At 64.7% G+C, this 20,932-nt stretch carries 26 protein-coding genes; 11 read left to right on the top strand and 15 right to left on the bottom strand.

Annotated features, from left to right (window positions below; translation table 11 throughout):
- Nucleotides 1-2 precede the first annotated feature (2 nt).
- The 6 genes from AB4Z37_RS24395 to AB4Z37_RS24370 all read right to left on the bottom strand — a co-directional run bounded on the left by AB4Z37_RS24395 (nt 3) and on the right by AB4Z37_RS24370 (nt 5,420).
- The gene (locus AB4Z37_RS24395; protein WP_441519335.1) at nt 3-902 is read right to left on the bottom strand and encodes an MBL fold metallo-hydrolase; all 900 of its coding nucleotides are present in this window, start codon (nt 900-902) and stop codon (nt 3-5) included.
- Nucleotides 899-1,429 (bottom strand): hypothetical protein, encoded by a 531-nt coding sequence (locus AB4Z37_RS24390; RefSeq protein WP_441519334.1) that lies wholly within the window; start codon nt 1,427-1,429, stop codon nt 899-901. The genes AB4Z37_RS24395 and AB4Z37_RS24390 overlap by 4 nt, the downstream gene beginning before the upstream one ends.
- 57 nt (nt 1,430-1,486) lie before the next feature.
- Nucleotides 1,487-1,996, bottom strand: a complete 510-nt coding sequence (locus tag AB4Z37_RS24385) for a hypothetical protein (RefSeq protein ID WP_441519333.1) — start codon at nt 1,994-1,996, stop codon at nt 1,487-1,489.
- A 16-nt stretch (nt 1,997-2,012) separates the two neighbouring features.
- Nucleotides 2,013-2,837: an alpha/beta fold hydrolase gene (locus tag AB4Z37_RS24380; RefSeq protein WP_441519482.1), complete on the bottom strand. Its 825-nt coding sequence runs from the start codon at nt 2,835-2,837 to the stop codon at nt 2,013-2,015.
- A gap of 961 nt (nt 2,838-3,798) precedes the next feature.
- Nucleotides 3,799-4,356, bottom strand: coding sequence for an HNH endonuclease (locus AB4Z37_RS24375; RefSeq protein ID WP_441519332.1), 558 nt, complete (start codon nt 4,354-4,356; stop codon nt 3,799-3,801).
- 320 nt (nt 4,357-4,676) lie between these two features.
- Nucleotides 4,677-5,420: a DNA-3-methyladenine glycosylase family protein gene (locus AB4Z37_RS24370; protein ID WP_441519331.1), complete on the bottom strand. Its 744-nt coding sequence runs from the start codon at nt 5,418-5,420 to the stop codon at nt 4,677-4,679.
- Nucleotides 5,421-5,515: 95 nt separating this feature from the next.
- Here AB4Z37_RS24370 and gluQRS point away from each other — a divergent pair, with 95 nt between their 5' ends.
- On the top strand, nt 5,516-6,400 hold the full coding sequence (gene gluQRS / locus AB4Z37_RS24365; protein ID WP_441519330.1) for a tRNA glutamyl-Q(34) synthetase GluQRS: 885 nt from the start codon (nt 5,516-5,518) through the stop codon (nt 6,398-6,400).
- Between the two features lie 80 nt (nt 6,401-6,480).
- Nucleotides 6,481-7,770: an ATP-binding protein gene (locus tag AB4Z37_RS24360; protein ID WP_441519329.1), complete on the top strand. Its 1,290-nt coding sequence runs from the start codon at nt 6,481-6,483 to the stop codon at nt 7,768-7,770.
- Here AB4Z37_RS24360 and AB4Z37_RS24355 read toward each other — a convergent pair.
- Nucleotides 7,706-8,632 carry a YihY/virulence factor BrkB family protein gene (locus AB4Z37_RS24355; protein WP_441519328.1) on the bottom strand — a complete coding sequence of 309 codons (927 nt, stop codon included), beginning with the start codon at nt 8,630-8,632 and terminating at the stop codon, nt 7,706-7,708. The two genes, AB4Z37_RS24360 and AB4Z37_RS24355, sit on opposite strands and share 65 nt — an antisense overlap.
- A 74-nt stretch (nt 8,633-8,706) precedes the next feature.
- Here AB4Z37_RS24355 and AB4Z37_RS24350 point away from each other — a divergent pair, with 74 nt between their 5' ends.
- From AB4Z37_RS24350 to AB4Z37_RS24325, 6 genes are all read left to right on the top strand, one after another.
- Nucleotides 8,707-8,901 carry a twin transmembrane helix small protein gene (locus AB4Z37_RS24350; RefSeq protein WP_441519327.1) on the top strand — a complete coding sequence of 65 codons (195 nt, stop codon included), beginning with the start codon at nt 8,707-8,709 and terminating at the stop codon, nt 8,899-8,901.
- Nucleotides 8,902-8,946: 45 nt separating this feature from the next.
- The gene (locus tag AB4Z37_RS24345; RefSeq protein ID WP_441519326.1) at nt 8,947-9,519 is read left to right on the top strand and encodes a cob(I)yrinic acid a,c-diamide adenosyltransferase; all 573 of its coding nucleotides are present in this window, start codon (nt 8,947-8,949) and stop codon (nt 9,517-9,519) included.
- 94 nt (nt 9,520-9,613) lie between these two features.
- Complete coding sequence (locus AB4Z37_RS24340; RefSeq protein ID WP_441519325.1) at nt 9,614-10,363, top strand: electron transfer flavoprotein subunit beta/FixA family protein; 750 nt, start codon at nt 9,614-9,616, stop codon at nt 10,361-10,363.
- Entirely contained in the window at nt 10,363-11,307 is a 945-nt protein-coding gene (locus AB4Z37_RS24335) for an electron transfer flavoprotein subunit alpha/FixB family protein (RefSeq protein ID WP_441519324.1), read from the top strand. The genes AB4Z37_RS24340 and AB4Z37_RS24335 overlap by 1 nt, the downstream gene beginning before the upstream one ends.
- A gap of 253 nt (nt 11,308-11,560) precedes the next feature.
- Complete coding sequence (locus AB4Z37_RS24330) at nt 11,561-12,442, top strand: 3-hydroxybutyryl-CoA dehydrogenase (RefSeq protein ID WP_441519323.1); 882 nt, start codon at nt 11,561-11,563, stop codon at nt 12,440-12,442.
- 207 nt (nt 12,443-12,649) lie between these two features.
- Nucleotides 12,650-12,847 carry a hypothetical protein gene (locus tag AB4Z37_RS24325; protein ID WP_441519322.1) on the top strand — a complete coding sequence of 66 codons (198 nt, stop codon included), beginning with the start codon at nt 12,650-12,652 and terminating at the stop codon, nt 12,845-12,847.
- A 176-nt stretch (nt 12,848-13,023) separates the two neighbouring features.
- Here AB4Z37_RS24325 and AB4Z37_RS24320 read toward each other — a convergent pair whose 3' ends face one another.
- The 7 genes from AB4Z37_RS24320 to tlpA form a co-directional block, all read right to left on the bottom strand.
- Entirely contained in the window at nt 13,024-13,422 is a 399-nt protein-coding gene (locus tag AB4Z37_RS24320; RefSeq protein ID WP_441519321.1) for a VOC family protein, read from the bottom strand.
- Between the two features lie 79 nt (nt 13,423-13,501).
- Nucleotides 13,502-13,858, bottom strand: coding sequence for a DUF1428 domain-containing protein (locus AB4Z37_RS24315; protein ID WP_441519320.1), 357 nt, complete (start codon nt 13,856-13,858; stop codon nt 13,502-13,504).
- A gap of 35 nt (nt 13,859-13,893) precedes the next feature.
- A complete protein-coding gene (locus AB4Z37_RS24310; RefSeq protein ID WP_441519319.1) occupies nt 13,894-14,355 on the bottom strand; it encodes a VOC family protein in 462 nt (153 codons plus the stop codon).
- Between the two features lie 43 nt (nt 14,356-14,398).
- A complete protein-coding gene (locus tag AB4Z37_RS24305; RefSeq protein ID WP_441519318.1) occupies nt 14,399-15,028 on the bottom strand; it encodes a glutathione S-transferase family protein in 630 nt (209 codons plus the stop codon).
- Between the two features lie 22 nt (nt 15,029-15,050).
- Nucleotides 15,051-15,485, bottom strand: a complete 435-nt coding sequence (locus tag AB4Z37_RS24300; RefSeq protein WP_441519317.1) for an SRPBCC family protein — start codon at nt 15,483-15,485, stop codon at nt 15,051-15,053.
- Nucleotides 15,395-15,814, bottom strand: coding sequence for an ArsR/SmtB family transcription factor (locus AB4Z37_RS24295; protein WP_441519316.1), 420 nt, complete (start codon nt 15,812-15,814; stop codon nt 15,395-15,397). The genes AB4Z37_RS24300 and AB4Z37_RS24295 overlap by 91 nt, the downstream gene beginning before the upstream one ends.
- Nucleotides 15,815-15,892: 78 nt before the next feature.
- On the bottom strand, nt 15,893-16,573 hold the full coding sequence (gene tlpA, locus AB4Z37_RS24290; RefSeq protein WP_441519315.1) for a thiol:disulfide interchange protein TlpA: 681 nt from the start codon (nt 16,571-16,573) through the stop codon (nt 15,893-15,895).
- 62 nt (nt 16,574-16,635) lie between these two features.
- Here tlpA and argH point away from each other — a divergent pair, with 62 nt between their 5' ends.
- From argH to lysA, 3 genes are all read left to right on the top strand, one after another.
- A complete protein-coding gene (gene argH, locus AB4Z37_RS24285; protein WP_441519314.1) occupies nt 16,636-18,033 on the top strand; it encodes an argininosuccinate lyase in 1,398 nt (465 codons plus the stop codon).
- Nucleotides 18,034-18,185: 152 nt separating this feature from the next.
- Complete coding sequence (gene lptM, locus AB4Z37_RS24280) at nt 18,186-18,452, top strand: LPS translocon maturation chaperone LptM (RefSeq protein WP_441519313.1); 267 nt, start codon at nt 18,186-18,188, stop codon at nt 18,450-18,452.
- Between the two features lie 128 nt (nt 18,453-18,580).
- Nucleotides 18,581-19,849: a diaminopimelate decarboxylase gene (gene lysA / locus AB4Z37_RS24275; protein WP_441519312.1), complete on the top strand. Its 1,269-nt coding sequence runs from the start codon at nt 18,581-18,583 to the stop codon at nt 19,847-19,849.
- A 96-nt stretch (nt 19,850-19,945) separates the two neighbouring features.
- On the opposite strand, the gene AB4Z37_RS24270 is transcribed toward lysA, so the two are convergent.
- Nucleotides 19,946-20,746, bottom strand: a complete 801-nt coding sequence (locus AB4Z37_RS24270) for an N-acyl homoserine lactonase family protein (RefSeq protein ID WP_441519311.1) — start codon at nt 20,744-20,746, stop codon at nt 19,946-19,948.
- Between the last annotated feature and the right edge of the window lie 186 nt (nt 20,747-20,932).

Below are 20,932 nucleotides of genomic sequence, written 5' to 3'. Positions count from 1 at the left end.
GCCTAGGATTGAGCGGCCACGTAGCGAAACGAGTCGACACCTGCCCGCTCGGCGTAGCCTATGCCGGGATAGGTCCAATGGTAGCCGAGCAGTTTTATGCGATCGCGGGCGGCGCGCTCGATCAGCCGTGCCCGGTTCTTGATGGCAAGGTCGGGCAGGGTGTCGTACCCGAATCTCGCTTTCGGATGCTGAAAAGAAGCGATTTCGTTAGTGGCAGCGTCCGCGCTGACGATCAGGCCGTCGCCACCGGCTATCTCGAACGATAGATGGCCCGGCGTATGACCGGCGGTGTCGAGCGCCCGCAACCCCGCGACGATATCGTCGCCGGGCATCAACATGACCACGCGATCCTTGATCGCTCCCAGGTCGCGCCGCGCGCCTGCGGCGAATTCATGAAGCTCGGCCGGCATATTCGTCAGATAATCCGGATCCATCCAGAAATCCCATTCGGCCGCCCCGATGTAATAGCTGGCATTCGGAAACCTGAGAGAACCTGTCTCGGTCAGAGTACCCCAGATGTGGTCGGGGTGAGCGTGGCTGAAGACGACTTTGGTGACTTCGGTCGGATCGATTCCGCAGAGATGCAGGTTCGCTGAAAGTGCGCCATCGGTGGGTTGATATTTTTTTCCCGCGCCGACGTCGATGATGATCAAGTCGTCGCGTGATCGAATGACCGGAATGTTCGTTTTTGAGATCACGACCCCGGATTTTGGATCGCCCGTGACGGAGAGAATATTCGCGCGTTCGTCCGACGGTCGGTCGGGTGCAACGATATCGATTGGTACGGTTATGAAGCCGTCGCTCGCAACGGTTATTTCGAAGCTGCCTTGAGAAAATTGATAGCCGCCCGTGATCGCACATGATGTTCTCGAGGACGGCCGTCGTCCTGTCGGATCGCTCATTGGTAGATTCCTTTCCTGGCTTGCGTTTCGCGAATGGTCCCGATCAGCGCTCGCGCGATCTCTACCGGGGCCTGAACGCTGTTGCCGATGACGATGAGCCTTTCCGAGATACCCTTCGGATGAGGGTCGGCTCGGCTTGGCGTCAGGGCGACGGGCTTACCGGCCGCCAGGAGCTCGGCGACTATTGATCCCGCCGAACTTGCTGCTCCGGACTGCCAAGCGAGTTCCGGCCGACCGACGCAAAAGGCTGCGTCGAAATCCTCCATGTAGGCCTGGTCGAGGCGGAGTGTATCGGCGAACGCGTCGAGAGCGGAGCGATCCTGCTTCAGACGCGCGATGTCCGTCGCGGAAGCATCGTTTCCGCTTTCGACCATCCGCATAGGTCCGCCTTGCGGAGATGCGAGCACGACTTCGATGCCCGCATCCAGGAATGTGTAATACGGCAGCGCGGCCCATTCGAGCGCAATGGCCGGATTCGCATCTTCCGCTGCGGCAACCTCTGGCGACAGAATCATCAGAATTCGCATGTTCTATGTCTACAAATGCGAGCACCTGCGCCCGCGAGGAGGTCGGCCGAGAGGACGCTAGACCGAGGACGCCAGGGCAAACAGCCGAGGCCGGAAGTTACGGAACGCCAGATAGCCGGCCAACGTGAACAGCCCCAGCACCGATACCTGTGCGATCAGGAAGGGAGGTTCGGTGCCTGTCGGCGCGAGCGCGTGCAGCGGACCGATCTTTTGGAACGACTGCGCGACCGCGACGAACACGTTCAGATAGAGCGCCATCACCGCGCAGACGACATAGACGCCGCGTGCCGCATGGACATGCGGGAGGAAGTACAGCGCGGCGACCGCGCCCGCCAGCACGCAGAGTAGAATGATCCCGACGATGCGAGGCGGGTCCAAACCGAACGGCGCGAGCGGGAAGCCGGTGACGCCGGTCAGGATGGTGGTGATGAGAAACGAAGCCGTCCACGAGGGATGGTGACGGCCGTTCACCATCCCGATCACGCATATTAATCCGGCCGCGATGCCGACCAGGCTCAAGCCCACATGCAGTTCAAGGAAGAGAGGCGTCGGAATTCCCCAGGTCATGTCGTTCTCCCGTCGGTTAGTCCTTGATGAAGGCAAGCAGATCGCGATTGATCGTCTCGGCCTCCGTGGTTGGCATCCCGTGCGGGAACCCCTTGTAGGTCATCAATGTACCCTTCTTGAGGAGCTTGGCCGACAACGGGCCGGCGTCGGCGTAGGGAACGATCTGATCGTCGTCGCCATGCATGACCAGCACGGGCACGTTGATCTTCTTGAGGTCTTCGGTGAAGTCCGTTTGCGAAAAGGCGACGATACCGTCGTAATGCGCCTTGGCCCCTCCCATCATGCCTTGCCGCCACCAATTCTGGATTACGGCTTCCGAGGGTTTGGCGCCCGGCCGGTTGTAACCGTAGAACGGGCCCGCAGCGACGTCGCGATAGAACTGGGAGCGATTTGCGGCCACTTGTGCCTGGAAGTCGTCGAACACTTTCTTCGGCAAACCACCGGGATTCGCCGCGGTCTGGACCATCAGCGGCGGTACGGCGGCGATGAGGGCAGCCTTTGCTACACGGCTGTCGCCGTGACGTGCGATATAGTGCACCACCTCGCCGCCGCCGGTGGAGTGGCCGACGTGAATCGCATTCTTCAGATCGAGATGTTCGGTCACGGCGGCGAGGTCGTCGGCGTAGTGATCCATGTCGTGCCCTTCGGCGCCCTGGCTCGAACGGCCATGGCCGCGCCGGTCATGCGCGATCACGCGGTAGCCTTGATTGAGAAAAAACATCATCTGGGCATCCCAGTCATCGGCCGACAACGGCCAACCATGGCTGAAGACGATTGGCTGTCCTTTGCCCCAATCCTTGTAGAAGATTTCCGTGCCGTCCTTCGTCTTGATCGTTCCCATGAGCGTGTTTCCGTTGCTGGATGATTGAATGGCCGAGGCCGACGGTCGATCGCTTGCTCCTGCGGATGTCGGGGTCCTGCATAGAACCGATGCAGCAGCCATGATGGAGCCTTGCAGCATCAGGTTGCGCCTCGACGTTCTCCAAACGGCACCGATCATCTCGTCCTCCTTCGCCCTTGCCATGTCCGGAGCATCGACCTGTCGGCGGCGCAACGCCAATTAAGGTTTGAAAATTTTCGAAAAGAATAGGTCCGACATCGCACCTGACGCCCTCCTTAGCGTCGGGTTCCTGTTTGAGTCGCCTCGAACAGGAGCCATGCGCGACGCTCGGCTCCGTCGATTCAGTTCTCGAGCAGGCTCGCAGTCGCAACGTCTTGATCTTGATCGCGCAATTTGTGGGTCTCGCGCATATTGGCCGTGAGCCGGATGTTATCGTCGCGCAATTCCGCGAGCATTTCCTGCGATCCGACGAAGTCCGCATCGTTGTCGATTATGCGTTACGTACGCTTCGAGTGACCGAGGGACCGCCGCGTCGTTCCTCCTATCTTGCGAACGCGCCAACTGCGAAAGACATGGTTCGTGCACAACGGCCCGAATGTCCGACAATCCTGCGATGGAGGTTGTGCGGACGATGAGAACTGCCTCTGGCGAAATGCCGCCTCCGCTGCTCGGCATGGCAAACAGGGACACGACGGCGCGCTCGAACCGCTCGGCCTCAAGGGCCGGTACCAACGACGGGCGGGCAGCGATTGACGGGTTGGCGACCGTGATCGATTTCAGATGGCTGTGCTTGATGAGAGCGGCTGCGATGCAGTCGGCGACGCGCAACCGGTCGGCGGTCGCTGCACGGGTCAGCCCGCCATGGTCGGGCCACTGACCAGGGCCCGGACTTCATCGAGAAGCCGGCGCGCCGCCTTTTGACCGCCATTTGAGTCCCAGCACACCTGGGCCGCAGCGCCGCCTACGGATCGAGCTCCGTATCCCAGTAGAGGTAGTCGAGCCAGCTCTCGTGCAGGTAGTTCGGCGGAAACATCCGGCCGTTACGGTGCAACTGATGCACTGTCGGCGCATAGGGTGTTTGCCGCGGGAACATATGGGCCTGCTGCGGTGTCAGGCTGCCTTTGCGCAGGTTGCAGGGCGAGCAGGCGGCGACGACGTTTTCCCAGGTGGTCTGCCCGCCCTTGGAGCGCGGGATGATGTGGTCGAACGTCAGGTCGTCCGTCGAGGTGCAGTACTGGCAGGAGAACTTGTCCCGCAGGAAGACGTTGAAGCGGGTGAATGCCGGGTGCGTGGTCGGCTTGACGAAGGACTTGAGCGAAACGACGCTCGGCAGCTTCATCTCGAAGGACGGGCTGTGAACCGCATGGTCGTAGTTGGCGACAATGTTGACGCGATCGAGAAACACCGCCTTGATCGCATCCTGCCACGACCAGAGCGAGAGAGGGTAGTAGCTGAGCGGCCGGAAGTCCGCGTTCAACACCAGTGCCGGCCACCCGCCTTGTGGAACATGTGCGTTCAAGTAACGCTCCCGATGTCCCGATATCGAGGCGTCCCGATCTCCGAGGCGTCCCGATATCGACGTGTCCGACCTCGCAGGCGGCGCGTGGAGCAACGCTCCCTACGGCTGCGAAGCAGCATCGACTTCAGATACTACATGCAGCGTGACGGGATTGTGAAGACCGTTTGCGCAGGATCGCCCCGCGTCTGAGATCGGCGCAAATCGGGCGGAAAATCGCCGTGATCCCGGCAGAGGCTGCGCCGTGTGCGGATGGCGCCAGAGGTTGCGCACAGCCCCGGCGGCATGTGGTGCACAGCGATTCGCGCGGTGCCGGGAGGTATTCAGCGGGACAGCTTTGCTGTCGCTCCGGCGCGCGGGGGCTTGCGTGATGCTGTGGTTTTCGGCGCCGGGGCGCCGCCCGATCGGGATGGCTCGGGAGGCAGCACGGCCTCGAAGCCGGGCGCCTTTGCGATCCGGTAGTACGCCCAGAACAGATGCGCGGCGGCGCCGCGCCAGGGGCGCCAGACGTCGCCGATTGCGGCCATCTGCTTGACCGTCGGCCGCTGCGGCAGTCCGAACGCGATCCGGATCGCTTCCTGGATCGCGAGGTCGCCGGCCGGCCAGGCGTCACCATGGCCGAGGCAGAACAGCAGGTAGATATCGGCGGTCCACGGGCCGATGCCGTGCAGTGCGATCAGTGCGGCGTGGGCGTCGTCGGCCGGCGTCTCGGCAAGGGCCTCGAGGTCGAGGCGCCCCTTGGCGATCTCGCCGGCGATCAGCTTCAGCGTCTTGATCTTGGCGGCGGAGAGGCCGAGGCGGCCCAACCGATCGGCACGGGCGCGGCGAATCGCGTCCGGGTGCATCGGATCGAATGCGGTGCTCACGCGGGCCCAGATCGCGGCCGCGGCCTTGGTCGACAACTGCTGGCCGCAGATCGCCGCCGCAAGGCCGGGAAAGCCTGGCTCGCGCTGGCGCAGCGCCGGCATGCCGGTCTGGGCGAGCAGCGGCTTGAGGCGTGCATCGTGTTCAGCGAGCACCGCCAGTGCCTGCTCGAGATCGTTCTGGGAACGCAAATGGCTGGTCATGACGTGCACAGCATGATGGGATTCCCATGCGCGTGCAAATCGCGTCACGGCGAATCCGGTTGTCGGGTTGTGATGCAGCGATCATAGTCACCGCCATGTCGCCACCCGTTTTCCGTTTTGCGCCGAGCCCGAACGGCTATCTCCATCTCGGCCACGCCTATTCTGCGCTGCTCAACTTCGATCTCGCACGCCAAAGCGGCGGCACCTTTCTGTTGCGGATCGAGGATATCGACGCGACACGCTGCCGTCCGGCATTCGAGGCCGCGATCTGCGAGGATCTCGCCTGGCTCGGCATCGATTGGCAAACGCCTGTGCGCCGGCAGTCCGAGCACATGGATGTGTATCGCGCGGCGATCGAGCGCCTCGACCGGGACGGGCTGATCTATCCAGCGTTCGAGAGCCGTGCGGAGATAGCCCTGCTCGTCGCCGCGCGCGAGGCCGAGGGACCTTGGCCGCGCGATCCCGACGGCGCGCCGCTCTATCCCGGCGACGGGCGCCACGAGACGGATGCAGCGCGTGCGACCAAGAGGGCCGCAGGCCTGCCGTTCGCACTGCGGCTCGATATGGCGGCGGCGCTCGGTCGGGTCGGGCCTCTGGCCTGGCGGGAGAACGGTGTCGGCCCGAGTGGTGAAACCGGTGCCGTGAATGCGCAGCCGGAGGCCTGGGGTGACGTGGTCATGGCTCGTAAGGAGATACCCACCAGCTATCACGTTTCGGTGGTGGTCGACGACGCCCTGCAGGGCGTGACCGACGTGGTGCGCGGCCAGGACCTGTTCTGGGCGACCAGCGTGCATCGGTTGCTGCAGGAACTGCTGGACCTTCCGGCGCCGCGCTACCGGCATCATGGCCTTGTTCGCGACGGAGGCGGCGACAAGCTGTCTAAATCGGCCCGGGCGCCATCGCTGCGGGCGTTGCGGGCGGCGGGGACGACCCCGGCCGAGATTCGCCAGCGGGTCGGTCTTCCCCCGGCGCGGGCCTGAAAGCCGCTCGGCAGGGCGCCTGGCGTGACTCTGCGTCCCCGGCCGTGCCAAAATGCGAGTCGGGACAGGGGATTAGATGGATGGCAGCGAGGTCGCGCTCACCGCGCCCACTGACGCGCAAGGCGCGGCCGGCAACAAAGCCGCGCCCGGCCAAGGCGGCTGGGCGGGCGGTGCCGGCATCCAAGGCGCGGGTCTCCGCCAAGGCCAAACCGGTCCGTGCCGCCCGCCCGGCGGCCGAGGCTCCCTCCCTGGTGGAGGCGGCGCTCGCCACGTTTGCCCATGAGGTGCGGACGCCGCTGACCGGGATTCTCGCGGTCTGCGACCTCCTGGCGACCTCGGATCTCGACGTCCGGGAGCGGCGCTGGGCCGAGACTATCAAGGCCAGCGCCGATCACCTGTCGGCGCTGGCGACGCTGTTCGTGGATGCGGCCCGCAGCGGCCGCGCCGGGCTCGATTTGCGACAGGATTTCTTCGATCTCGGCGCACTCGCCCGCATCGCGGGCGATTCGCTCGCCGGCCGTGCCGCGGCCAGGGGGCTGCGCGCGACCGTGCGGCTGCCGGACACTCTTCCGGGCTTCGTGATCGGTGATCCCGTACGCCTGCGGGCGGCGCTCGAAAACCTGATCGACAATGCGGTCAAGTTCACCGAGCAGGGCTCCGTCGAGCTGAAACTCGGCGTCAGGCGGCTGCGCCGGGAGACGATCTCGGTGATGTTCGCGGTGTCCGACAGCGGCATCGGTCTTTCTCTCGGTGAGATCAAGCGCCTGTTCCGTCCGTTTTCGCAAGCCAATGTCGGGATTGCGGCGCGGTTCGGCGGCGCCGGTCTCGGCCTGGCGTCGGCGCGCCAGATCGCGCGGGCCATGGGGGGCGACATCACCGTGCAGTCGCGTCGCGGCGGCGGCACCACGTTCACACTGACGGTGACGCTGGCGCGCGATCCTGCAGGACGGACCGCGGATATCGCTGCAGGGGCCGAAGTTGCAAGGCGCCCGGCGCTGCGCATCCTCAGCGTCGAGGACAATCCATTCGGTCGTGTGGTGCTCAACACCATCCTCACCGAGCTCGGTCACCACACCGAGTTCGTTGGTGACGGCGAGGCCGCCATCGCCCGCGTCAGTGATCGCCGCTTCGATGCGGTGCTGATGGACATGGTGTTGCCGGGCATTGGCGGGGTCGAAACCATCCGGCGGATTCGTGCGTCGGAAAAGAACGCGGACCATGTTGCGATCATCGGCGTGTCCGGCCGTGGCGATGACGAAGGAGCTGCGCGTCGCGCCGGCGCCGACGCCTTCCTGCTGAAGCCGGTCAGTCCGCGGGCGCTGGCGACAGTCCTGGGTGAGACGGTGCGCGCTCCGCTTGCCGCGACTTGATGATCGCGGCGTTCAGCTCGCCGCCATAGACGAAAATCGCGGCGATGAAATACAGGAACACCAGCGCGATCACCACCGAGGCGAGGCCGGCATAGGTGGTGACATAGTTGTTGGCAAAGCGCGCCAGATACTGGCCGAACACCATGCCTGAGATCAGCGATGCGGCGATGGTGAAGACGATGCCCGGCAGGATCTGTGCCAACGTGCGCCGTCCGGCCGGCAGCCAGACATGCAGAATGAACAGCGCCACGATCAGCGCCAGCACGGCGATGCCATAGCGTGCCACGTTGAGCATGTGGGCGTTGGTCTCGATCATCAGCGGAAAATGCCGCCGCGCGGCGGCGATGATCAGCGGGCCGAGCACGATCAGGAACGACAGCGCCAGCGACACCACGGCGGCGATCAGTGTATAACCAATGGATTCCAGCCGCAGCCAGTACCAGCGGCGGGCCTCGGCCACGCCATAGGCACGGTTGAGGCCGACGCGCAGGCTCTCCACGCCGTTGGAGGCGAAGTAGATCGCGAGCACGAGGCCGACGGTCAGCGCATCGCCGCGGGTCGTCGTCAGCACGTCATGGATCTCGCCTGACAGCGCGTCGGCGACCTGGGTCGGCCAGGTCTGCAGCAGCAGTGCGGCGGCCTGGTCGGCGAGCTCCTTGGAGCCGAGGAAGCCGGCCAGCGACGTGATGACGATGAGAAACGGAAACAGCGCCATCAACGCCGACAGCGCGATATGGCTGGCGATGGCCCAGCCGTCGTCGGCGAGAAACGTGTAGAACGCATCCAGCCCGATGTGAACAACGTACCGAAGCTGCTTCACCGCGCACCCTGCAAGGGGAGTTCGAACCGACGCTGCAGACATGAGTGATTGCGGCGGCGATAGCAAGGGCTATCACGCCGATGGCGCCGGACGTGCGGGGGTGATATGAACCGCCGATGACAACGCTTTTTGCCAATATCCTACTTCCCGTCGCGGTTGCTGCTGTCGCGGTGGTGCTGCTGCTCGGGCTCGTCAACATGATGCGCGGCGGCTCGCCCAATACCTCGCAGCGGTTGATGCGGCTGCGGGTGCTGTTGCAGTTCGTCGCGATCGTGGTCGCCATGCTGGCGGTCTGGTCGATGGGGCGCTGACACCGCGCCGGCCGGACGGCGCACGACATCTGAATGAGGGTCTCCATGGTTGTCCTGAACCGGATCTATACCCGCACCGGAGATGACGGCACCACGGCGCTCGGCACCGGCGAGCGCCGGCCGAAATACGATCTGCGTGTCGGCGCCTATGGCACCGTCGACGAGACCAACGCGGCGATCGGCGTGGTGCGTCTGCATCTCGCCGAACAGCCCGAGCTCGATGCGATGCTCGGCCGCATCCAGAACGATCTGTTCGATCTTGGCGCCGACCTCGCGGTCCCCGCGCGCGAAGGCAAGGCGGAGCGGCTGCGGGTGCTGTCGAGCCAGGTCGACCGGCTCGAAGCCGATATCGACCAGCTCAACGCCGATCTTGCGCCGCTGACCTCGTTCGTTCTTCCGGGAGGCTCCCCGGCGGCTGCATACCTCCATGTGGCGCGCACGATATGCCGCAGAGCGGAACGGATGGTGGTCGAGCTGGCGACAAAGCCGGACGAGCCGGTCGGCGAGCCGGTGATCAAGTATTTGAATAGGCTCTCGGACTTTCTGTTCGTCGCGAGCCGTTTCGTAAACGGCCGCGGGGTGCGGGACGTGCTTTGGATCCCCGGCCAGAACCGCTAAAATCGCGCCGGGTTCCAGCGCTCGCGCGTTGACCGGGGTGGACGGGACCATTAGGTTCCGCCGCCAACAGAACAGCTCAAGAGAAAGGGGACCGATGAAGGTTTTGGTGCCGGTAAAGCGGGTCGTTGATTACAACGTCAAGATCCGCGTCAAGAGCGACGGGACGGGCGTCGAGCTCGCCAACGTCAAGATGTCCATGAACCCGTTCGACGAGATCGCCGTCGAGGAAGCCCTGCGGCTGAAGGAAGCCGGCAAGGCGACCGAGGTGGTCGTGGTGTCGATCGGCCCGGCGCAGGCATCGGAAACCATCCGCACCGGTCTCGCGATGGGCGCCGACCGCGGCATCCTCGTCAAGGCCGATGGCCAGGTCGAGCCGCTCGCGGTCGCCAAGATCCTCAAGGCCGTCGCTGAAGAAGAGAAGCCGGGCCTCATCATTCTCGGCAAGCAGGCGATCGACGACGATTCCAACCAGACCGGCCAGATGCTGGCCGCGCTGCTGAACTGGTCGCAGGCGACCTTCGCCTCGAAGCTCGAGGTGGATGGCAGCGACTTCAAGGTCACGCGCGAGGTCGACGGCGGCCTGCAGACCGTCAAGGTCAAGGGCCCGGCGATCGTCACCACGGACCTGCGCCTCAACGAGCCGCGCTACGCCAGCCTGCCCAACATCATGAAGGCGAAGAAGAAGCCGATCGCCGAGAAGGCGGCCGCCGACTACGGCGTCGATCTCACGCCGCGCCTCGAGGTCGTCAAGACAACTGAACCGGCGGGCCGCAAGGCCGGCGTCAAGGTTGCCTCGGTGGCCGAACTGGTGTCGAAGCTGAAGAACGAAGCCGGGGTTCTGTGATGACAACGCTGCTGATTGCCGAACACGACAACGCGTCGATCAAGGATGCGACCAACAAGGCGCTCACGGCGGCCGCGGCGCTCGGCGCCGAGGTGCATGTGCTAGTCGCCGGCGAGAACGCCAAAGGTGCGGCTGAGGCTGCCGCCAAGCTTGCCGGCGTGACCAAAGTGCTGCTCGCCGACAGCGCTGCCTATGCGCACGACCTCGCCGAGCCGCTGGGCGCGCTGATCGTCTCGCTCGCCCCTGGGTATGACGCGTTCGTCGCGCCCGCGACCTCGCGCTTCAAGAACGTGCTGCCGCGTGTCGCCGCCCTGCTCGACGTCATGCAGGTGTCGGAGATCACCAAGGTGGTGTCGCCCGATACGTTCGAGCGCCCGATCTATGCCGGCAACGCGATCCAGACCGTCAAGAGCAAGGACGCCAAGAAGGTCATCACGGTGCGGACCTCGACGTTCGCTGCGGCCGGCGATGGCGGCAGTGCGGCGATCGAGGCGGTCAACGCGGCGGCTGACCCGGGTCTGTCCAGCTTCGTTGGCGAGGAAGTTGCCAAGAGCGACCGTCCGGAGCTGACCTCGGCCAAGATCATCGTCTCCGGCGGCCGCGCCATGCAGAGCCGCGAGAACTTCGCCAAGTACATCGAGCCGCTGGCCGACAAGCTCGGCGCCGGCGTCGGCGCCTCGCGCGCCGCGGTGGATGCCGGCTACGCCCCCAACGACTGGCAGGTCGGCCAGACCGGCAAGGTGGTCGCCCCGGAGCTGTACATCGCCATCGGCATTTCCGGCGCGATCCAGCATCTCGCCGGCATGAAGGACTCCAAGGTCATCGTCGCCATCAACAAGGACGAGGAGGCACCGATCTTCCAGGTCGCCGACTATGGCCTCGTGGCGGACCTCTACCAGGCGGTCCCGGAACTGACCGACGAACTGGCCAAGCTCGGCCGCTGAACGATCCTGCCGCCCGCCCGCGTCCGAGGGCGCGGGCGGGCGTTGTTGCCTGCAAAGGCGCCCGGGAGGTCGGTGGCTTCCGCCCCGGCTGGCCCTTTCCTGCGAATCGACCTGTCCAATCCCCGTCCCGAACACCGGGACCGCACGCCATTCGGGGGAAGTACGGGCGGGGGTGTTCTCTGCAAACGTTCCATGTAAGATAGGCCCGCTTCGCCCGCGATGTGCGTGGCGCGATGGCCGATGAGAAGGCGAAATGGCGGTGACTATCAAGAAGATCGGTGTGATCGGTTCGGGCCAGATGGGCAACGGGATCGCACATGTATCGGCGCTGGCCGGTTTTGACGTGATCCTCAACGATGTCTCCGCCGAGCGGGTCAAGTCGGCGCTGGCCACGGTCAACGGCAACCTGTCGCGGCAGGTCGCCAGGAACCTGATCAGCGAGGAGGCCCGCAAGCAGGCACTGGGGCGGATCCAGGCCTCTGAAAGCTTCGATGACCTCGCCGACTGCGATCTCGTGATCGAGACCGCGGTCGAGAAGGAAGAGGTCAAGCGCAAGATCTTTCACGATGTGTGCGCGGTTCTAAAGCCCGAGGCGATCGTCGCCTCCAACACGTCGTCGATCTCGATCACGCGGCTCGCCGCGTCTACCGATCGGCCGGAGCGCTTCATCGGCATCCATTTCATGAATCCGGTTCCGGTCATGGAACTGGTCGAGCTGATTCGCGGCATTGCCACCGACGACACCACCTTCGAAACCTCGAAGGAGTACGTCAGCAAGCTCGGCAAGCAAGTGGCGGTGTCGGAGGATTTCCCCGCCTTCATCGTCAATCGCATCCTGCTGCCGATGATCAACGAGGCGATCTATACGCTCTATGAAGGCGTCGGCAATGTCGAGGCGATCGATGCGGCGATGAAGCTCGGCGCCCATCATCCGATGGGGCCGCTGGAGCTCGCCGACTTCATCGGGCTGGATACCTGCCTCTCGATCATGCAGGTGCTGCATGAGGGGCTGGCCGATTCCAAGTATCGGCCGTGCCCGCTGCTGGTGAAGTATGTCGAAGCCGGCTGGCTTGGCCGCAAGACGCAGCGCGGCTTCTACGACTACCGCGGCGACAAGCCGGTGCCGACGCGCTGAGTGCGTGATCGCCCGCCGGTCGTGCGATCCGGTGTCCTCCGAGACCTGTCAATCCTGTTCAGCTTCACGGCGGGCGGTCATGTTCGTTGCGCCGCCCGGCGTTGTGTCACGCCGCCGTGACCTTCGGACGCAAGTCGCGGCCGGTCGCGCCTAACTTTTATTAACCACTACCGTCTAGGGTTCCCGGCGGAAGTGATGGAGTAGCGTATGGACATGGGTCTGGTGATGGCCGCGATGAGCATGCAGACGGCGAATCTGCAGAGCAACATCGCCATGCGCATGATCAAGATGAATAACAACTCGCAGGCCGAGGCCGCGCAGGTGCTGCTTGGCGCCGGGGCCAATGGCGCGTCGCAGGCCAACCTTGCCGCTGGTGTCGGCAGCCGCCTCGACGTTTCGGCCTGAGCACCGTCGCGAACGCTGATCCTATCGACCTGACGCCGGTTGTCGCCGTATCGTGATCGTGGCCGCACCTGCAGCCACAACTCCATGCCTCCTAGTCCGGTCGCCGGATCGAACGCCTCGCTGAAGCGCTCCAGAAGGTCGGGCCACCGGGCGCCGACCGTCATGGTTCGGCTCCGCTATTCGCCGGTGTCCATCGTGCCGGCCTGGTCTATGACCGAGAGGATGTTGCCGGCCGGATCCTTGAACCAGGCGATGGTCGGCCCGTTGCCGCGCTTGATGCCTTTGGCATCGGTCTTGAGGCCGGGCATGTCGTAGATCTCGAAGCGTACGCCGCGCTTGGTCAGCCCGTCGACGGCCGCATCCACGTCGGGCACCGGAAAGTTCAGCACGGTGAAGCTCGCCGGCGTGTGATTGGGCTTGGGGTAGATCAGCACGGTGGTGCCGCCGCCGAGATGCAGCTTCAAGAGTCCGTAGTGCTCGGAGACGTTCAGTCCTAGGACCTCGCCGTAGAATGCGCGGCTCTTGGCCACGTCATGGGTGGAGAAGCCGCTGAATGCCTTGCTCGTCGCCAACATGGTGGTGCTCCCTGCGTTTGCCATTGCGCCCCCGTGAGGCGCGGTCCGGACGCGATGCCGCCGGACCGCGCGCCGATCGCTACATCTCGATCAGCACCTTGAAGCCGCCGTAGAACATGCGCTTGCCGTCGAACGGCAGGGCTTTTGGATTCATCATTTTGGCGAGGCGCGGATCGCTCATCACCTTGGCGTTGACCCGGTCGCGGTCCCGGCGCGACTTGTAGACGATCCAGGAGAACACCACGGTCTCGCCTGCTTTGAGCTTGACGCTCTGCGGGAACGAGGTGAGCTTGCCTTTCTTCACGTCGTCGGCGATGCACTCGTGGTAGCTGATCGCACCGTGCTCCCGCCAGACCTTGCCGGCCTTGCGGGACATGCTGCGGTAGGCTGCGAGATTCTTCTTCGGCAGCGGCAGGACAAATCCGTCGACATACATGGTCTGCTCCCTGATGTGGCGCGGAGCAGCGGGGCTTACGCCGCCGCTCGCAGGATTTCGGCGATGTCGAGCTTCACCATCTTCAGGATCGCGGCCATGGCGCGGTTGCCCTTGTCCGGATCCTTCATCACTTCGCCGATGATGGTTGGCACCACCTGCCATGACAGTCCGAACTTGTCGGTCAGCCAACCGCATTGCTGCGGGGCGCCACCCTCGATCAGGCGATCCCAGTAATAGTCGATCTCGTCCTGGGTCTCACAGTTGACGACCAGCGAAATCGCCGGGCTGAACTTGAATTGTGGTCCACCATTGATGCCGATGTAGGACTGCCCGTTCAGTTCGAACGCGACCACCATGACGTTGCCCTTGGGGCCGGGGCCTGCATCGCCGTAGCGCGACACCGCGGTGATCTTCGAGTCCTTGAAAATCGAGGCGTAGAAATTCGCGGCGTCTTCGGCATTGCCGTCGAACCAGAGCGACGTGGTGATCTTGGACATGGCCGGCCTTTCGTCGGGAGCAATGTCGAACTCTGACCGAGGATCAGGCCGCGGCCGGCTGTCGGGCGGGATAAGGATCGCGCCAGGCTGGCAAGGCCTCGAGGTCGGCGTGCCAGCGCGCGATGTTGGGGAATTCCGCCAGCGGAATGTGCGCCGCCTCGGCATAGGGCAATCCGGTCGCGAGCGCGAAGTCCGCGACCGTGAGGTCATCGCCAAACACGGCGCGGCGATCGCGCAAATGATGGTCGAGCACGGCGGCGTTGCGCCGGAAGAAAAGCGTTGCCTCGTCCACCACGGCAGCGTCCGTCGGCCCCATGCCGATGATCGGTTTGATCAGGTACTCGAAGTACAGCGTGCCGGTGTGGCGGCTGAAGTGCTGCGCATTCCAGCTGAGCCAGCGCATCACCTCGATCTGCTGCGCGCCGTCGCTCGGCCACAGCTTGGAGCCGGCCTTGCGGGCGAGGTAGCACATGATGGCGTCCGATTCCCACAGCGATACCTCGCCATCGATCAGCGTCGGCACCCGGCCATTGGGGTTGATCGCGAGAAACTCAGGACTGCGCTGCTCGCTCTTGCCGAGATCGACGTAGACGAAGGTCACGGGCATGTTCAGGTAGCGGGCGATGGCGCAGGCTTTGCGAGGATTGAAAGTCTCTGCGTAGAACAGTTTCATGGCGGCCTCTCCTTAAGGGCTGTCAGGCGAACATCTTCTCGAGCTTGTCGAGCGTGCCGGTCCATCCGCGCCGGTGCCCGTCGCGGGCTGCTTCGTCGAAGAACTGGCCATGGTTGAGGGTGAGCAGCGAGCCGTCGGCATCTGGCTTGATGGTCACGGTGACCACGGAGACGCGCTCGGGGGTCGAGTGCCAGGCCCAGCTGAACACCAGGCGCTGATCGGCCACGACCTCGCGATAATTGCCGCCGACCTCGTGATACTCGCCGTCGACGGTGGTGAAGCTGATGCGGAAGCCGCCGCCGACCCGGACGTCCATGTCGGCCTTCACCGAGCCTGCGACGGTCTCCGCCGGTCCGAACCAGCGGATTATTTTTTCGGGGTCCGTCCAGGCGGCGAAGACTTTGGCGGGGGCGGCGTTGAGGCGGCGGGCGAGGGTGAGGCTTGGCTGGGTGAGCATGAATCGTCCTCAATAAAGTTGGCCAGGCGGTCGAGCGCTGCGGTCCAGAAGCGCTGGTAGCGTGTGAGCCATTCCATCGCCTCCTCCATGGGGGCTGCGTTCAACCGGCACACCACGGTGCGGCCGGTCTTGGTGCGGGTAACGAGGCCGGCGTCTGACAGCACGTCGAGGTGCTTCATCACCGCCGGCAGCGACATCGGCAGCGGCTTGGCGAGCTCGCTGACCGACATGCCGTCCCGCGCCTCCAGCCGGGCCAGCAGCTCCCGCCGGGTCGGGTCGGACAGGGCCGCAAAGGTGCGGTCGAGAGGGGCTGTTTGATAGTAAACCATGTGGTTAAGTATATGCTGATGCGAACGCGCGTCAAGAGGCGTGTCTCAACGCGTGGATCGGGAAATGCGGCGGGACCTTTAAGGCTTCAGGGCGGCCTGGATCAGCTTGATGGCGTCGTCGCTCGCCCATTCGGCGGGACCCGCGATGGTGGCGATTTCGCAGCCATTGCCGTCCACCAGCACCGAGGTGGGCATGCCGAGCGCCCGGCCGATTCCTTTAAGCTCCTGGAATACCTTGGCTTTCTGATCAAAGAAATAGCCCAGGCGCGACAGCCCGCCCTCTTTCAGGAAGGCCTTGGGCTTCTCTGGATCGCGGGTGTCGATGTTGATGGCGACCACCTCGAAATCCGGTCCGCCGAGCTTGGCCTGCAGGCTGTCCAGCGCCGGCATCTCCTTGCGGCAGGGCACGCACCAGGTGGCCCACAGGTTCACCAGCACGGTCCGGCCGCGCCAGTCGGACAGCTTCTTCTGCTCGCCGGAGGCGGTTTCGAAGGCGAGGTCGGGAATCTTGAGCGGTGCCGAGGCCATGGTCAGCGCCGCGACCTCGCCATGGGCCAGCGGTGCGATCTTGCGCGACAGCGCCACCGCTGGCCGGCAGGCCGGATCGCCGCCCGATCCATTGCGCATCAGGCCGCCAATCCCGTATATCCCCGCGAGCCCGATCACGGCACCGGCGGCAATGGCGCCGAGCACCATCGGGATGCGCCGGGTGGTTTTCCGAGACGGCTGTTCGGTGGCAGGTGCTTTGTCTTCAGTCATGGTCTCTCTTCGCGCCGGCGGTTTTCCAGTGATCGTCAGGCGAATACAACGAGTGGTTTGCGATGAGCAATAAGATGTGGGGCGGTCGGTTCGGCGAAAGCCCCGATGCGATCATGGAGGAAATCAACGTCTCCATCGACGTCGACCGGAACCTCTATGCGCAGGACATCACTGCGTCAAAGGCGCACGCTGCCATGCTCGCCGCTCAAGGCATCATTACGGCGAACGATGCAAAAAACATCGCCAAGGGTCTAGACACGATTTTGTCAGAGATCACCAAGGGCGCCTTCACCTTCAAGCGCGCGCTCGAGGACATTCACATGAATGTCGAGAGCCGCCTCAGCGAGCTGATCGGCCCAGCCGCCGGCCGGTTGCACACCGCGCGGTCGCGCAACGACCAGGTCGCCACCGATTTCCGTCTTTATGTCCGCGATGTCATCGACGAGACAGATGCCGCGTTTGCCGCGTTCCAGCTTGCGCTGGTCGAGCGTGCGATCGAGCATGCCGGCACCGTGATGCCGGGCTTTACCCACCTGCAGACGGCGCAGCCCGTCACCTTCGGTCATCACCTGATGGCCTATGTCGAGATGGCAGCGCGCGATCGCGGCCGTTTCCGCGATGCGCGCAAGCGCCTCAATGAAAGCCCGCTCGGCGCAGCTGCGCTCGCCGGCACCTCGTTTCCGATCGACCGCGCGGCAACGGCCAAGGCGCTCGGCTTCGACCGGCCGATGGCCAACTCGCTGGACGCGGTATCCGATCGCGATTTCGTGCTCGAAGTGCTGGCCGCGGCGTCGATCGCTGCGATGCATCTGTCGCGCTTTGCCGAAGAGATCGTGATCTGGACGTCGCCGCTGGTCGGCCTGGTGCGACTGTCGGACAAGTTCACCACCGGCTCGTCGATCATGCCGCAGAAGCGCAATCCCGATGCAGCGGAACTGGTGCGTGCCAAGACCGGCCGCGTGATCGGCGCGCTCAACGGCCTGCTGATCGTGATGAAGGGATTGCCGCTCGCCTATCAGAAGGACATGCAGGAGGACAAGCAGGGCGCCATGGAAGCGTTCGCTGCGCTGTCGCTGGCGGTCCGCGCCATGACCGGCATGGTCCGCGACCTCGAGCCTGATGCGGAGCGGATGAAGGCGGCCGCCGGTGAGGGCTACGCCACCGCGACCGACCTTGCCGACTGGCTGGTGCGGACGCTGAAGATGCCGTTCCGCGAGGCCCATCATGTCACCGGCCGGATCGTGGCCCGGGCGGCAGCCGATGGCCTTGCCCTGCACGACGTGCCGCTCAAGGTGATGCAGGAAATCGAGCCGAAGATCACCCGTGAGGTGCTTGGCGTGCTCACGGTCGACAGCTCGGTGAAGAGCCGGACGAGCTTTGGCGGCACCGCGCCCAAGAACGTGCTGGCGCAAGCCAAAGGCTGGCTCAAGCGGCTGGAAAAAGAGCAAAATTCGGGCTGAGCGGCAAAAAACGGAGGACCGCAGGGGCTCGCCAAAACCGGGCGACCTCTGTAAGGTCCGCCGGCATCCCGCGTGCCCCTGGCAGACGCCTGTGAGCACCTTGGTGCGCGCCAGAGCGGGATGCTCCGACTGGGATACCAGGGAATTCGATCGTGAAGCGTACGTCTGATTTCAGTTCCTCGAAGGTCGCGCTGGTTCTGCTGGCGGTCGCTGCGCTGACGCTCGGTGCCTGCGGGCGCAAGAGCGGGCTCGACCTGCCGCCAAGCGCGTCGTCAGCACCGGTCGCGTCGTCGAACGCGCCGGAATCCCATGCGAACTCGGCTGGCGATTCGCTGTTCGGCTCCCCCGCGGCGGATCGGCTGGGCAACGTGCCCAAGGGGCAGAAAAAAACCACGATTCTCGATCCGATCCTGGATTAGTTCGCCAGCCCGGCCATCGTATTCACCTTCGCGGCAAGGCGCTGCGGAGACCATGCCGGACTACTTCATGCCGAACCTGCCATCTTCATGGCATGCGGCGCGTTATCAATCGGGGCCTGTGCTGCGCCATGCATCACTTCGACTATCGCAACGGCGTGCTTCATGCTGAAGGCGTCGATCTCACCGCGCTCGCAGCCGAGGTCGGCACGCCGTTCTACTGCTATTCCACCGCGACACTGGAGCGGCATTACCGCGTGTTCGCCGAGGCCTTCGCCGACGTGAAGGCGACGGTGTGCTACGCCATGAAGGCCAATTCCAACCAGTCGGTGCTGCGCACCCTGGCACGGCTCGGCGCCGGGGCGGACGTGGTGTCGGGCGGCGAGATGCGCCGCGCGCTGGCCGCCGGCATCCCGGCGAAAAAGATCGTGTTCTCCGGCGTGGGCAAGACCGCAGCCGAGCTGCGCGCCGCGCTCGACAACGATATCTTCTGCATCAACGTCGAATCCGAGTCCGAGCTCGAATTGCTGTCGCAGATCGCAAGCTCGCTCGGCCGGAAGGCGCACATCTCGGTGCGCGTCAATCCCGACGTCGACGCCAAGACCCATGCCAAGATCGCGACCGGCAAGTCCGAGAACAAGTTCGGCATCCCGATCAGCCGTGCGCGCGCAGTCTATGCCCGTGCCGCGCAACTGCCCGGCATTGATGTCGCTGGCGTCGATATGCACATCGGCAGCCAGATCACCGACCTGCAGCCGATGACCGATGCGTTCGCGTTGCTCGCCGATTTCGTGCGCGAGCTGCGTGCCGACGGCCACGTCATCTCGCATGTCGACTTCGGTGGGGGTCTCGGCATTCCCTATCATGCCGACCGGCCGGTGCCGCCGCTGCCGACGGCCTATGCCGACATCGCCAAGCGCGCGGTGCGTGATCTCGATGTCGAGCTGCTGTTCGAGCCGGGACGGCTCATCGTCGGCAACGCCGGCATCCTGGTGACGCAAGTGCTCTATGTGAAGCGCGGCGACGCCAAGAATTTCGTTGTGATCGACGCGGCCATGAACGATCTGATCCGCCCGACGCTGTACGAGGCGCACCACGATATCCTGCCGGTGCGGCAGGCCGCCGCCGGCGCGCCGACCATCGTCGCCGACGTCGTCGGCCCGGTATGCGAGACCGGCGATTACCTTGCGCTCGATCGCACGCTGGCGGAGCCGAAGGCCGGCGATCTCTTTGCGATCATGACCGCCGGTGCTTATGGCGCAGTGCAGGCCGGCACCTACAACACTCGCGCGCTGGTGCCGGAGGTGCTGGTCAGGGGCGAGCAGTACGCGGTGGTGCGCCCGCGCGTCGAGGTCGAGGCGCTGATCGCGCTCGACCGCCCGGCGCCCTGGCTGGACTAGAGTGTTTTCGAGCGAAGTGGGCACCGGTTCGCGTGAGGAAAACGCGTCAAAAGAAAATTTAGAGCGCGTTCGCGAACGCGCTCTGGCGCCGAGACCTCACGCTTTCGGCGCGACGTCGAGCCGCGCCACCCAGCCCTCGAGATCCGGCCGCGGCGCGGGATAGCGCTTGAGCACGTCCGGATCGTGGCCGGGCACGATGTGCTGCCCGGATGCGGCGAGCGCCTTCAGCCTGTCGTAGCCTGCGACAACGGCCTGCGTATCGTAGACGATCGGAAACACCTTCCCCTGGTCGAGATGGCTGTAGAGGTGGCTGGCGTCCGACGCGAGCACCACCGGCCCCCGCGCGGTCGTCACCCGCACGCTCTGCAGGCCCTTGGAGTGGCCGCCGATGTGATGGACGGTGATGCCCGGCGCGACCGTGCCGTCGCCATCGTGGAAGGTGACACGATCAGTGAACACCTTGTGCACCATGGCGGCGACGTCATCAGCCTCGAACGCGACGCGCATCGCAGCGTCGCACATGCAGCGGCCGGTGGCGAAGTGCATCTCGCATTCCTGCAGGTGATATCGCGCCCGCGGAAACAGACCGTAGTTGCCGGCATGGTCATAATGCAGGTGGCTGATGACGACGTCGGTCACCTCGTCGGGCTGGATGCCGACGGCTTGCAATCCTTCGGCGACCGGCCGCAGCAAGGTGCGGCCGCGTTTCCTGGCCATGGCCTCGTCGAAGCCGGTATCGACGACGACGGTGCCGTGCTCGCCCCTGATCGCCCAGACGTAGAAATCGAGCGCCTGGGACGCCTCGTGCGGGTCGCCGCCGATATAGTTCTGCGCCGCGGAGCGGCCGCCATGGTGGGCGTAACGGATGGCATAGATTTCGTGCGTCGATCCGGTCATTGGGCGGTCCTCATTGCAAGCTGCATCAGCTTTAGCGCGGCGGAAAACGCTTCGTCACGCTCTTGTGAGCGCGCATGCGCGGTTCTCGACCGCCGTTTGCGGATGGCTGCCTTTCCCGGCGAATCGCCGCGTTCTGGCACGGAACTGGCATCGCCCGCACAGCCGGTTTGATGTGGGCATCATCGC

It is taken from the genome of Bradyrhizobium sp. 2TAF24, from assembly GCF_052115025.1.
GTDB lineage: Bacteria > Pseudomonadota > Alphaproteobacteria > Rhizobiales > Xanthobacteraceae > Bradyrhizobium_A.
This window is presented reverse-complemented; position numbering and strand designations above follow the sequence as displayed.